The organism is Prevotella conceptionensis 9403948, from assembly GCF_000312305.1.
Classification (GTDB): Bacteria; Bacteroidota; Bacteroidia; order Bacteroidales; family Bacteroidaceae; genus Prevotella; species Prevotella conceptionensis.
Window position 1 is genome coordinate 52,676 of record NZ_HE999446.1, and the last position, 12,858, is coordinate 65,533.

At 47.2% G+C, this 12,858-nt stretch carries 10 protein-coding genes and 3 tRNA genes; 8 read left to right on the forward strand and 5 right to left on the reverse strand.

All coding sequences use genetic code 11. The features are described 5' to 3' along the window. On the reverse strand, positions 1-691 hold a 691-nt coding region (locus BN93_RS06455), incomplete at its 3' end, for an AMP-binding protein (RefSeq protein ID WP_044260033.1). Positions 692-844: 153 nt separating this feature from the next. Then, complete coding sequence (locus BN93_RS06460; protein ID WP_044260035.1) at positions 845-2,056, reverse strand: ROK family transcriptional regulator; 1,212 nt, start codon at positions 2,054-2,056, stop codon at positions 845-847. Positions 2,057-2,274: 218 nt separating this feature from the next. Here BN93_RS06460 and BN93_RS06465 point away from each other — a divergent pair, with 218 nt between their 5' ends. Beyond that, positions 2,275-2,784: a hypothetical protein gene (locus BN93_RS06465; RefSeq protein WP_019187523.1), complete on the forward strand. Its 510-nt coding sequence runs from the start codon at positions 2,275-2,277 to the stop codon at positions 2,782-2,784. 475 nt (positions 2,785-3,259) lie between these two features. On the opposite strand, the gene BN93_RS06470 is transcribed toward BN93_RS06465, so the two are convergent. Together BN93_RS06470 and BN93_RS06490 are read right to left on the reverse strand one after the other, a co-directional pair. Then, a complete protein-coding gene (locus BN93_RS06470) occupies positions 3,260-3,610 on the reverse strand; it encodes a hypothetical protein (RefSeq protein WP_009231670.1) in 351 nt (116 codons plus the stop codon). Between the two features lie 2,545 nt (positions 3,611-6,155). After that, positions 6,156-7,844 carry a S41 family peptidase gene (locus BN93_RS06490; RefSeq protein WP_019187528.1) on the reverse strand — a complete coding sequence of 563 codons (1,689 nt, stop codon included), beginning with the start codon at positions 7,842-7,844 and terminating at the stop codon, positions 6,156-6,158. 165 nt (positions 7,845-8,009) lie between these two features. Between BN93_RS06490 and BN93_RS06495 the strand changes: the two genes are divergently transcribed. From BN93_RS06495 to BN93_RS06525, 6 genes are all read left to right on the forward strand, one after another. Beyond that, positions 8,010-8,083: transfer RNA gene (locus BN93_RS06495), tRNA-Asn, on the forward strand. A gap of 528 nt (positions 8,084-8,611) precedes the next feature. Next, a complete protein-coding gene (locus BN93_RS06500) occupies positions 8,612-8,872 on the forward strand; it encodes a hypothetical protein (protein WP_009231667.1) in 261 nt (86 codons plus the stop codon). Continuing rightward, positions 8,865-9,134, forward strand: a complete 270-nt coding sequence (locus tag BN93_RS06505; RefSeq protein WP_009231666.1) for a Txe/YoeB family addiction module toxin — start codon at positions 8,865-8,867, stop codon at positions 9,132-9,134. The genes BN93_RS06500 and BN93_RS06505 overlap by 8 nt, the downstream gene beginning before the upstream one ends. 810 nt (positions 9,135-9,944) lie before the next feature. Beyond that, entirely contained in the window at positions 9,945-10,793 is an 849-nt protein-coding gene (locus BN93_RS06515; protein ID WP_019187530.1) for a 1-acyl-sn-glycerol-3-phosphate acyltransferase, read from the forward strand. A gap of 25 nt (positions 10,794-10,818) precedes the next feature. Beyond that, on the forward strand, positions 10,819-11,811 hold the full coding sequence (locus tag BN93_RS06520; RefSeq protein WP_019187531.1) for a GNAT family N-acetyltransferase: 993 nt from the start codon (positions 10,819-10,821) through the stop codon (positions 11,809-11,811). 151 nt (positions 11,812-11,962) lie between these two features. Beyond that, positions 11,963-12,181, forward strand: coding sequence for a DUF5053 domain-containing protein (locus BN93_RS06525; protein ID WP_316928615.1), 219 nt, complete (start codon positions 11,963-11,965; stop codon positions 12,179-12,181). A 209-nt stretch (positions 12,182-12,390) separates the two neighbouring features. On the opposite strand, the gene BN93_RS06530 is transcribed toward BN93_RS06525, so the two are convergent. Then, a tRNA-Pro gene (locus BN93_RS06530) sits at positions 12,391-12,466 on the reverse strand. A 190-nt stretch (positions 12,467-12,656) separates the two neighbouring features. Here BN93_RS06530 and BN93_RS06535 point away from each other — a divergent pair. Further along, positions 12,657-12,729 (forward strand) — tRNA-Phe (locus BN93_RS06535). Positions 12,730-12,858 lie beyond the last annotated feature (129 nt).

A 12,858-nucleotide genomic window follows, 5' to 3' on the forward strand; every position in this document is an offset into this window, starting at 1 on the left:
ATGGCAAAAAACTGATAACCCTATCGGTTTCGCCAACAGGCACGCACTCGTCGTTGGCTTTCAGTGCGGCGTGGTATTGGCTGTAAGTAAGCATCACGCCCTTACTGTCGCCCGTTGTTCCGCTGGTGTAAAGAATGTTGCAGAGGTCGTTCTCGTTGGCGTCTTTCCAACGTCTTTCCAACTCGCTTTGACGTGGCAGGTTCTCGCCCAGTTTCAAAAAGTCGTCGAAGTACAGGGCATTGGGATCGTGGGTGCTGATGCGCACATTGCGGTCGAACACCACAATACGTTCCAACGAGTGGCAAAGTGCGAACACGCGGTGCGCCTTATCATATTGCTCTTGTTCGCCTACGAAGATGAAACGCACTTGCGCATCGTTCACAACGAACTGTACCTGTTGCTCGCTACTGGTTGCGTAGAACGGAATTGCAACGGCACGAACGCCATACGCGCCGAAGTCGGCATACAGATATTGCAGGCAATTCTGCGAGAACACGGCGATATTCTCTTGCGGTTTAACGCCAAGGTTTAGCAAGGCATTGCTCACTTGCTTTACGCGCAGTGAGAAATGGTTCCACGACACGGTTCTCCATCCGTCTTCGCCAAAGGGTTTAAACGTTAGTGCGGGTGCGTCGCCATACTTGCGCGCTTGCTCGTGAATGAGCATTGAGAGGTGGCATCTTGTCTGCATACTGGCTATTGATTTGCTTGCAAAGATAATATAAATCTGCCAAAACGATGCGAACGGCAGTCTTTAAATTATGCCATGCGCGCTCACTCTGGCGTTTGCGCCCCGCTTACAGCATAAAGCCCCTGCGCAAGATGTGGCTCACCACCTTGGGCCTTAGCTAAAATGGAACAGGCTTTTGCGTGCCAAAAGGCAAGCCCCAGTAACGCCGGCTTTGCCTTGCAACTTGGAAAGCACGATGGCCGAGTCGCGGTTAACCATGTTGAGCGAGTATTTTCTTACGGCGCTCTTCACGGGTTGCAGCACTGAGTCGCCCGTTCGGGCCAGCGAACCGCCAATGATAACCATTTCGGGATTGAGCAAATTGATAAGACCCGCCAAGTAACGGCCAAGCTTTTGGCCGATATCCTCAACCAGTTCAATGCACAGCAGGTCTTCTTTCAGGGTTGCTTCGATGATGTCGTCGAGGGTAAGCGAGGCCTCGTCTTTCATGATTTGTTCGCTCAGCAGCGTTTGCCGACCTTCCTTCACGCATTGCAACAGGTTGCGGTGCAAGGCCATGCCCGATATTTCTGTTTCCAGGCAGCCACGCTTTCCGCAGTGGCATAGTATCTCATTGTCAAAGCTGGGGAAGTGCCCCAGTTCGCCCGAGAAACCCGACTTGCCCATATACAACTCGCCATTAAAGATAAGTCCGCAGCCAAGTCCCCAGCTAAGGTTTATGAAAATGACATCCTTTTCGCCCTTAACCACACCTTTGCTCATTTCTCCGTACGTCATCGAGCGCGTGTCGTTGTCGATATACACCCTGCATCCTATCCTTTCAGCCATGAGGTCTACCAAGGGGCGTTCTTCAAAATTAAAGCGGCTGAAGCTCTGCCCCATTTCCGGATTCACACGTCCGGGTATGTTCACGCCAACGTTTAGGATGCGTTCTTTGGCAATGTCCAATTGGTCGATAAAGTCTGTAACATAACCGCACAGCTCGTCTAGTCCCTCTTGCGAGTTGCGGTACTCGTAAGGCACGTCCATGTCGAGTTTCACCAGCTCGCCGTTAAAGTTCATCAGCCCCAGGTTAAGTCCGTTGCTCATCAGGTCGACGCCAACGAAATAGCCCGACTCTGGTGCCAAACCATAAATCACCGGCGAGCGTCCCTTGCCCGTATCCATCTTACCGCAGTTAACGATATATCCGTCTTCGCACATCTCGGCGATAACCTTGGCGATGGTAGGTACACTTAGGTTTAGTTCTTTAGCCAACTCGGGTATGGTAGACGTGCTGTTGTTCAAGTAATAAGCGATGATGCGTTTGTGCGTCATAGCCGACTTCGTCCCCCTTAACAGGTCATTCAATAACATGGTTGCCATATTCTATACTCTATATTTTTGCGTGATGTGGCATCGTTTGCCACCGTATGCAAACTTACAAAAAATATCCTATACTTCCCTACTAATTAATAAAAAGAAACGCGTCGTTTTACACTTTATAACAAACTTTTTAGCAATGCACGCCAAATGGAGTGCCGAAGCGCGCCGGTGTTTGCCCATTTTTGTTTATCTTTGCACACATGAACAGATTTAACACTATGATTAAAAGTATTTTTGCGACAGCGTTCGCACTTCTCATCTCGGCTACGGCATTTGCCGAAAGCAATGCCAGCATTCAGGGTGTAGCCTTCGGAACAAACTACGAAACGGCCCTCAAAGGGATAAAGGGACAATTCGGAACGCCCACATCCATCAACAACAAGCAAATTGAATATCGCAACATGATGTTCAAGGGTGTGAAGTTTGAAAAGGTAACGTTTAACTTCCAAACCGACGAACAGGGCAACACGTATTTCAGCGAGGCTCGCTTTACGTCGCGCCCCGTCAACAAGAAAAACGCGTTGAAAGACGTTGAACAGCTTGCCAAGACGATGGATAAGGACTATCCTGGCGTAACCATCGACTGGGAAGACGACGACATGCCCTTTTACAAAGGCGGTTCTTCGCCCGTTGAGAACAACTATCTCTTCACCGTGTGCATCTACCCAGCCGGAAAAGCCTACACCACGGTGCTGCGCTATGGGCCACTGCCCTATGTCAGGAACTGACAAGCCCCACCTCACACTACGTAAAAATAGATTTACTAAATCCGTTTCCATAACGAGCATGGCTGGCTTATGAAGACAGCATGGAGGTTTCTAACTGCCAAATAAACCCTTTTCCACAACCTTGCTGAGGGCAAACATCATGGGCGTTACAACCGAAAGTAGCGTTTACGCAAAACCAATTGGGCAACGCCAGGCGCGTTGGGGCGTGGCTTTCACCCTCAACCGCTTGCCTACAAACGCAAGCCAGCATCAAGGTGGGTCCTTTTAAGAAAGGCCCCATTGCACCAAGCATAAGCCAACAAAGCACCTGCGGGCTAAGCCCGAGGTGCGATTAAGGTCTACAAAAGGGAAAGCTTAAAGGGTTGCGACACATTAAGGCACCAGCGAGAGCGTCTTGAATGTAAAAAGAAACGAGGTTGCCACGCCGGGCTTCTGTGTCGCTCCCTTTCTTCAAACAACAGTATGTATCTTCAAATCAGTTGCGGCAGTCAATCATAATCGTGCCGGCATGGCAACGATACACCTGCCTCACTCGTCCGTCGGCGGAGTAATGGGAGGCCAAAGCCTGTCGCAGCTGTTCGTAATCATCGTCGGAGGCCATGCTATCAATCTTCACGTTGATGAGTCTTCCCATGGGAAACACCTGGTAAAGGCCGTCGCGCGTGTACTTAATCTTATCCACGCCGCCGAGAAGTCCGTAGCTCTGGTAGTCCGTCTCGAGGCTCGACACGAACTCGTCTGCCAAGCTTAGTACCTCACGATACTTCACCTGCCCGCAGGCCCACAGCTGCAATAACATAAAAACAAACAATACTACCTTCTTCATACAAACATCAGTTTAGATTATTTTATATACATATCAGGTTTCCCGCTTTCAAAGCGGAACATCGAGAGGTATTAGCGACCATAGAAATACGCTCGTTCACAACATGGCATGTATGGAAAAGGAAAGGCGGTTGCCTTACGAAACAGGGCTCCGATGGCTTTGTTACCACGCGAAGTGGCTTGTCTCTTGGCTTTCTTCTCTAATCCTTCGACTGAATAGTTGTTGAACTTGCTATATTCTTCTACTGGTATTTGCGCAACCGCCATTCGCTGGATGGCGGGTGTTGGGGCATTGGCGTGATTCCCCGTCTTGTGGATTTGCGCTTGTAAAATACGCGCACCACCTGTGAATCTCTGTTTTTGTTTTCAAAGACTACTAAGTACTTGGCAAAGATAGGCATTTGTAAAATAACTGCCAAACATTTTCTTCATTATTTTTAATATAATGCGAAAAAACTTCTTTACTAAGTACGAAATAAGTATAAATATCGAATAAATACGTCAAAATTTCCCATAACGTGCTTAGCCACCAGCAAGTAGGTGTTACTTTAAAGCCAATTTGTCTCCTTAAAATTCAAGCGGTTCATCAGACCGCCCATCAGATGTTTTAGGCTCTCCCCTTCGTTTCGTGTTCATTCTCTGCTTGCTTGTTGGGCCTATTGCCCACCATTCTGCTGAAGTAACTTGCCGCACCTTCAAGAATAAGACGGACAATAGGCCCAACAAGCAAACAAAATCTGTACATACTCTAATGAACCGATTGAGGTGGAATGTTTGCGGCAAGGCCTGCTGCTGGCGGACGAAAGGGGCAGTAACAATGCTGAAATCTGCGTTCGTTAACACGCGCCCAAATGGTTTTGCCGATAAGCTTGTGCTGTAACGATGCTGAAATTTGCGATCGCTAACACACCAACCGATGTAAACTATTCGGCAAAAAATTTAACATTATGAGTGCGATTTTATCCACCAATCGTCCACCTTGCCGCAAAAAATCGATTCTCGCGAAGGTTAGTTGTGATGCCAAAAGGGTTTAGTCTGCGAATGCGGCAAAATGAATTTTTATTTAAAAACGCCACCATCCGCACCACTTTTGGGGCTATTTGTTGCTAATTGCAGGGTAAAATGGTGCAAAACGCAGTGCGTTTTGATGCTAAATGCAGTGCGTTTTGGTGCAAAACGCAAGGTAAAACGGTGCAAAACGCAGTGCAATTTGATGCTAAATGCAAGGCAAAATGTCGCTAGATGCAAGGCGATAAGCATAAATATCCACTGAAATGGTATAAACATAACCTTTCAAAGCCATTAAAAACATGACCCAAAAGGCAAAATAGGCATTAAAAAGTGGTTTCTGGAGGGTTAAAAGCGGGTAAATGGACTTACGAAAATATAAGTCGGCAACCAAACTAGAAAGGCAAAATGGTGCAAAATGCAGGTTTAAGGCCCAAAATTGCAGACAACGGGGGGACAAACCAACCGGGATTTAGCCACTAAATGTATGCTTTTAGACCTTGATTTTCTCTAGAAGGAACGGCCGACAGAACATGTTTTGTAAAATTAAAGCACCAATTTAACAAATGCTACCACTAGAACAAAGATTAAACCTCAAATAGATTTGTTAAACCGCTTATCGATTATTTTGGGTTGTTTTCCTCGTTTTCTGTTCATCTCCCGTTTGTTTATAGGCATCTTGCCTGTCTTATTCTCTCGCCGTAGTCAGCTACGCCTTCAACCCCAATCGGTTCATTACACTGCTAACCAATTATTTTAAGTCGTTCCTACAAATTCCTGTTCAGCTTTCGTTTGCTTGTCGGTGTCTTGCCTACCCTATTCTCTCGACGTAGTCCGCCACGTTTTTAAGAATAAGAAGGGCAATTTGCTCAACTAGTCAACGAAATCTACACAGGCCCAACTGTCGGTTTGGTTTTAAGAAAAAGACAGGCAATATGCTCGACAAGGCCGCGAAATCAACACTGGCTACAACGAGCGGTTGGGGTAAAAAGCAGGCTCCGAAGTGAATTGATTAGGGCCAACTGGTTTGTAGACGAATAGGTTAATCAGGTTAAAATTAGGTTTCAAAGTAGATTGACTGGGGGGCAACTGGTTCGTAGGCGAATAGGTTAATCAGGTTAGAAGTAGGTTTCAAAGTAGATTGACTGGGGGCGACTGGTTCATAGACGAATAGGTTAATCAGGTTAAAAGTAGGTTTCAAAGTAGATTGACTGGGGCCAACTGGTTCGTAGACGAACAGGTTAATCAGGTTAAAAGTAGGTTTCAAAGCAGATTGACTGGGGGCAACTGGTTCGTAGACGAATAGGTTAATCAGGTTAAAATTGGGTTTCAAAGCGAATTGATTAGGGTCGACTGGTTTGTAGACGAATAAGTTAATCAGGTTAAAAGTAGGTTTCAAAGCGAATTGATTAGGCCTCCCAGAAACAGCTTTCGCCCACTTCTTGAAAACGCGCAACTAATGGTGCATCCACAAGAAATGGGCGAAACAGGCTGTAACAAGGCTAAATGCCTAGCGAAAAAAGTTTCAGTACACACCCCTACTTCTTTGCCTTGGGCTGTGCCGACTTTGGTTGCGGCTTCAGCAGGTCGGCATATCGCTTAGGGTCTGCCAGCAACTTGAGGGCCTCTTTCATTTGCTTATCGTCAACAAGCGAGTGCCTGATGCGGCCCTTTTGGAAGTAATACGTGGGTATAATGCCGTCGATGATAAGCCGCTTGACGGCATCTTTGTTGATGTCGAGGTCTTTGGCGATGTTGTGGCTCAACTTCTTTTCTAGCGCATCGAACTCGGTTTTGGCATCATCATAATAGCCTTCGAACTTAGCCAGCTTTACTAATTCCTTTAAAAACTTCTCACTTTCGCGGTCGTAAGTGAACTTCGAGTTGAGCACACGCTGCTTAAACTCGTTGTATTCGGCATCGGTAAGCGTAAAGTCCTCGGGTTGCGCGATGGTGGGATGCTTGGCAATGTAGTCTAATTGATAGTTCAGCAACAGCTCGTTAGAGTCTCTGATGCCCGCCAGGTAAAACGCGATGTTGGGCAGCGAGTCGGCTTTCACCACCACGTCGGGCAGAATTCCACCTCCGTCGCGCACGGGTCGGCCGTTGGCGGTGTGGAACAACTTGGTGAGCGAGTCGGGTACATGTTCCACAGTACCGCCGTTTCCGTGTTTATAATTGATGGCCTGAATGCAACGCCCGCTAGGTATATAGTACTTAGCCGTTGTCAGTTTGAGTGCCGTATTGTAGGGCAAGTCCATCGTCATTTGCACCAATCCCTTGCCAAAGGTACGTGTTCCCAGCACCACAGCCCGGTCTAAATCTTGCAGCGCGCCGCTAGTAATTTCGCTTGCGCTGGCCGAATTGCCATCTACAAGCACCACGATGGGCATCACCGTGTCGATAGGTTCAACCGTTGTGCGGTACTCGTGGTTAGAGCGTTGCAGCTTTCCGCGGTTGGCAACGATGAGCTTTCCTTTGGGTACGAACATGTTTACGATGCTCACAGCCTCCGATTCGGAGCCGCCGCCATTGCCGCGAAGGTCGAACACGAGGCTCTTCATGCCCTTTTGTTTAAGGTCGAGGAAGGCACGGCGCACCTCGCGCGAGCAGTTTTCGGTAAAGCCGGAGAGGTTGATGTAGCCCACGCCGTTGGGTTGCATGCCATAATAGGGCACGGCAGGCGACTGAATGGCCTTTCGGGTAACCTTAAACTTCATGACTTTGCCCGTTGATGGGCGTTTGATTTGGAGGATAAAGCTTGTTGCGGGGTCGCCCCTTAGGTGGTCGCTAACGTAAGACTGGTCTTTCTTGGTCATGTCTTCGTTGTCGATGGCCAAGATGATGTCGCCCTTTTTCAGTCCCACTTCGGCAGCGGGCATGTTCTCGTAGGGCTCTTCTATGATGACGCGTTTAAGCTGACTGTTGTATTTGATGATGGCACCGATACCTCCGTATTTACCCGTAATCATGAATTTAAGGTCTTTCACCTTGTCTTCGGGATAGTACACGGTGTAAGGGTCCAGGGCTTTAAGCATGGCATTGACGCCCGTTCCCACCGTTTGGTTAGCGTTAAGCGTGTCTACATACATCATATCGAGGTTTTTGTAGATAGCGTTAAAAATGTTAAGGTTCTTGGCCACATCGAAGTTGTGGTCTCGTTCGTTTTGCGCCGCTGCTGTACAGGCGGTGGCGGCCAGGCATAATGCGATGAATGTCTTCCTCATTGTAAATAGGTTTGTTCTGTTTTACAAAATTACGACATTAAGATTACCTAGCGTTATCTTTATTCGTATTTTATTATAAAATCGAGAAAAAACTATTTTTTTCGCCAAAACATTTGGTGGTTTCATCAAAAGGCAGTACCTTTGCAACCGCAAACAAGCAAAAATGCTTCAATAGCTCAGTTGGTTAGAGCACCTGACTGTTAATCAGGGGGTCGTTGGTTCAAGCCCATCTTGAAGCGCGAAAGGGAATTACTTCGGTAGTTCCCTTTTTCTTTTCTACCCGGCATGAGGTACGTTTCGGCGAGCAATGCAGACCATTGAGCTTGGCTAAGCAGTCCCGACGCACAGACATCGGCAGAAGAAAATTGATTAGGCGAAGACTTTGAGATTTAAAAGTTAACCGCCCTCCAAGACTTCGACAGGCGTTTTCCCAAACCTCAGCATGCCAAGAAGGACGGCCGTTTCGCACCTTTATATCTTACGGGCGTATGTGCCAACATGCCCATTCACAAGGTTTTGATTTCCAGAGTTTCAGTATCGGGGTGGGTGTGGTGGCATGACGGCTGCCTCCCTTTTCGAAGTATGCTGTAGGCGCTTGTGGCCTTTGCCACAGGGAATGGCCGCTCTTTTCTCAGAGGAAAGCGGGTTAAGGACATTGCCTTTCGTTTCTTACACTTGTACACGTATATGTACAAAAACAAGTACTTAAAAGCTTGGTGGCTTGAAAAATAATCACTAACTTTGCCATATACTTAAACAGATATGTTATGCAGATAATAAGCCCGGCAGAACTTAGAGCCAACCAAAAGAAATATTTTGATTTGGCCGCGCACGAAACAATCTTTGTGGCTAGGAGAAACGATTATCCTATTCGGCTTGTGGTGGTTACAGACGAAGAGGAGTTTCCCACAAGAGAAGAGGTTGCATCTTTACAGAAAGCCTTAGAAGACGTGAAGAGCGGCCGTGTAAATCGCATGGAAAGAGGGGAAAGCCTTGATGATTTTTTAGAGCGCACAGGCCATGTATGATTTAGACTTTACAGAACAGTCGCAAAAAGAAATCGCCAAGCTGCGCAAGTCTGACGCACAAGGCTACAAAAAGCTCAAAGCCCTTTTAGTTGAACTTAGCGAGCACCCTTACACAGGCACGGGGCATCCGCACCAACTTCGATATGCCAATGGCGTTTGGTCTCGCAAGATTGACAAGAAGAACCGGCTGCGGTATCTTGTCAACAACACGACGATAGTCGTACTAGTGTTATCCGTGGTTGGCCATTACGACGATAAGTGATGCCCAATTCCAATTTTCGAAACCCCACAAAAAACGCTCATTGCTTTAATCCCTTTTGAATCTGCATTCGTAATTCTTTTATGTTCTTTCGGTCGGTTAGGTCTGGCTATCGATAAAAATCATTGGGCAAACCCTCGTTTTGGTTGCTTTGCTTTTGGCGATGCTTGCCAAAGGAATGGCACGCCCCCTTGTTGATGTGGGTGTTTTACAAGGTGCGGAATGTTATTCTTAACCGACGATTGAAGAAACAATAAAGAACCAACTGCTTGTGAATAGGTTTCTCTCCTCTTTTGTTTATTTGCAAAATGCTGTATAGCAAATTCACTTATAGTCAAGCAGAACTGGATTCGGAACGCCATAGATACGCTGTTAGCAAACCAAAGTGTTGCCTTTTCTCTGCATAAGGGTTTGTTCACGCCATGCTACGCACAACTTACGTTCTTCTAACAACAATTTTCCAAAAGCAACCCTGTTTGGCTATAATCAAACAATCACCAAGCAAGGCTTTGGCACATAGTCACACCTATTTATTATATCGACTAGTTGCAGATATAATGTATTTGTGAAAAACACCCACATCACCCGACATCCAACACAAGAAACATGCCCACAGGCCACACTGCCGAAAAGCAAGATGCCAAGCGAAGGCCAGACCAGGTTGTACAGTATTGTGCCCGAAAGCAACGTTTAGCAAGCCACAATTGAAAGGCAACGCAAAAAACACGCATTTTTTAGGCCACACACCGCACATATTAAAAAAAGAAGTGTTATTTTTGCAAATTGTTAGTATTGTTTTGATAGAACGACATTGTGGAGAAAACCATAGACATAGACAATATCCTTAAAAGCAAGATGGGCGACAAGGCTCGTCTTGTGCCCCGCCCGTTGGCAAGATGGCTTAAACACATCGTGCACCAAGACGAGGTGAACGGTTTTCTTTGGGACAACCGCGAACGCGTGGGCGTAGACTGGTTAGAGGCTTGCGTAAGCTATCTAGACCTGACATTAAACGTGCGCGGCATGGAAAACCTGCCTGCAAAGGATGATGGTAGGCTATACACGTTCGTGTCTAACCATCCATTGGGCGGCATCGACGGCGTGGCACTTGGCGCAATCGTGGGTCGGCACTACGATGGCAACTTCCGTTATCTGGTTAACGACCTGCTGATGAACCTGCCCGGTTTGGCTCCGCTATGTATTCCCATCAACAAAACTGGCAACCAAAGTCGCGCTTTCCCTGCTATGGTTGAGGCTGGTTTCAAGTCGCAGCAGCACATGATGATGTTCCCTGCGGGCCTTTGCAGCCGAAGAACGAAAGGCGAGATACGCGACATACCGTGGACAAAGACGTTCATCGCCAAGAGTGTAGAAACACAGAGAGACGTGGTGCCCATACATTTCGGAGGGCAGAACTCCAACTTTTTCTATCGTTTGGCCAACACCTGCAAACGCCTAGGCATCAAGTTCAACGTGGCCATGCTGTTCCTTGTAGACGAAATGTACAAGAACAGGCACAAAACCTTTAACGTAACCATCGGCAAACCCATCCCGTGGCAAACGTTCGACAAGAGCCGAACGTCCCTGCAATGGGCGCAGGCGGTGCAAAACTTGGTGTACCAACTGCCCACAAACAACCAAAACCAGCGACTTAACCCCTAAGCCATAAACCATAACCGAAGGAAGAATGGAAGAAAAAATCATCCAACCCGTTGAAAGGGAACTGCTGAAAAGCGAACTCACGCCCAACAAACAATTGCGCCTGACGAACAAAAGCAATAACGAGATATACATCGTTACTGCCCAAGACTCGCCCAACGTGATGCGAGAGATTGGTAGGCTGCGCGAGATTGCGTTCAGAAACGCCGGCGGAGGAACGGGAAAGGCGTTGGACATCGATGAGTTCGACACGATGGAAGGCGGATATAAGCAGCTCATCGTGTGGAACCCCGACGCAGAAGACATCATTGGGGGATACAGATATATATACGGAACGGACTGGAAGATGAACGACGACGGACAACCGCTGCTGGCAACGAGCCACATGTTCAAGTTTTCCAATCGCTTTCTCACCGACTATATGCCTTATACGGTGGAACTAGGCCGTTCGTTTGTGGCCGTAGAATACCAAAGCATTCGCAAGGGAACGAAGAGCATCTTCGCGCTAGACAACCTTTGGGACGGGCTTGGCGCATTGACAGTCATCAACCCAAAACTGAAATACTTCTTTGGAAAGATGACGATGTATCCCTCGTACATTCGCCGCGGCAGGGATATGATACTCTATTTCCTTAAGAAACACTTCGACGATAAGGAGAATTTAATTACACCGATGAAACCCCTTGTCATCGAAACCGACCCGAAAGAGTTGGAGGCACTGTTCTGCGAAAACGACTTTAAGGCGGATTATAAGATCTTGAATCGCGAAATCCGCGCGCTGGGATATAACATTCCGCCGCTGGTTAACGCCTACATGGGGCTTAGTCCTACGATGAAACTCTTCGGAACGGCCATCAACTATGGTTTCGGCGATGTTGAAGAAACGGGCATCCTCATCGCCGTTGACGAGATTTTGGAAGAGAAACGCGTGCGCCACATCGACAGTTTCATTGCCGAAAACCGAGAAACGCTGGAACTGACAACGGGACAAAACAAGATTATATATAAGGAGAGAGCTTAGGGGTGAACAATAGATGCGCGCACATGGCGCGTCCTTTCACTCGTCCGCTTGTTAACTTTGGCTAGCGAAAACGAGCCTTGTAAAACGTTTTGCTCTCGCCTATCTGTCAATGCAACAACGACAATTAATTATAAAAGAGGAGGAGAGCGCAATGAAATCCCAATTAAAAGACATCCTGCTCGCCATTTCGTGGGCAGACCTTTCCAATACATACTTTGGCAAATCGAACTCGTGGCTATACCATAAGCTCGATGGTATAGACAGGAACAAGAAACCAACTGAGTTTAACGAACAAGAGAAAGCCCAGCTTAAAGGCGCATTGGTAGACCTTGCCGACCGCATTCGGCGAGCCGCCGACAATATACAATAAGCCTCGGTTGTATTACACCGCTGAACAAAAGCCGCCATTGGGCTTGTGGCGCACCCATAACCTCTCAACAAAATGAGAGGTTATTTTATTGAAGATAATGTGCAACTTGATCTTTTTGCCTTATACGGTATAAGGCTTTTACAACAAGACTCTCTCTAAATACGCAATCGACCACGCCATTGGAAACCCAATGCGTGGCCGATTGCTTTTGGTCGGGATGAGGCGACTCGAACGCCCGACCCCTACGTCCCGAACGTAGTGCGCTACCAACTGCGCTACATCCCGATGCCAAACGAATGCCGATTACAAACCGCAATATTGCTTACGCAACTGGCTTTCTCCGCTTAAATGCGGTGCAAAGGTACTGCAAAAATCTGAATAACGTGCAAATGAAGAGAAAATATTAAAGAAAATGCAGAGAATATTTGCCAGTTACATAAATTATCACTACCTTTGCACTCGCAATTCAGAAGTTGGTGCCATAGCTCAGTTGGTAGAGCAAAGGACTGAAAATCCTTGTGTCCCCGGTTCGATTCCTGGTGGCACCACATTTTTTGGTTAATAAATTGTGTGGGTCTTTGAAGTCGTGAGATTTCAAGGACTTTTTTCTTACCCCAAACTTAGCCCTATCCCTTCTTCTTTAAATGCCCAAAAGAAACGCACAACCCTTTCTTGGC

Coding starts and splice junctions, on each gene's coding strand:
- BN93_RS06460 (WP_044260035.1), bottom strand. CDS start 2,056: ATGGCAACCATGTTATTGAATGACCTGTTAAGGGGGACGAAGTCGGCT.
- BN93_RS06465 (WP_019187523.1), top strand. CDS start 2,275: ATGATTAAAAGTATTTTTGCGACAGCGTTCGCACTTCTCATCTCGGCT.
- BN93_RS06470 (WP_009231670.1), bottom strand. CDS start 3,610: ATGAAGAAGGTAGTATTGTTTGTTTTTATGTTATTGCAGCTGTGGGCC.
- BN93_RS06490 (WP_019187528.1), bottom strand. CDS start 7,844: ATGAGGAAGACATTCATCGCATTATGCCTGGCCGCCACCGCCTGTACA.
- BN93_RS06500 (WP_009231667.1), top strand. CDS start 8,612: ATGCAGATAATAAGCCCGGCAGAACTTAGAGCCAACCAAAAGAAATAT.
- BN93_RS06505 (WP_009231666.1), top strand. CDS start 8,865: ATGTATGATTTAGACTTTACAGAACAGTCGCAAAAAGAAATCGCCAAG.
- BN93_RS06520 (WP_019187531.1), top strand. CDS start 10,819: ATGGAAGAAAAAATCATCCAACCCGTTGAAAGGGAACTGCTGAAAAGC.
- BN93_RS06525 (WP_316928615.1), top strand. CDS start 11,963: ATGAAATCCCAATTAAAAGACATCCTGCTCGCCATTTCGTGGGCAGAC.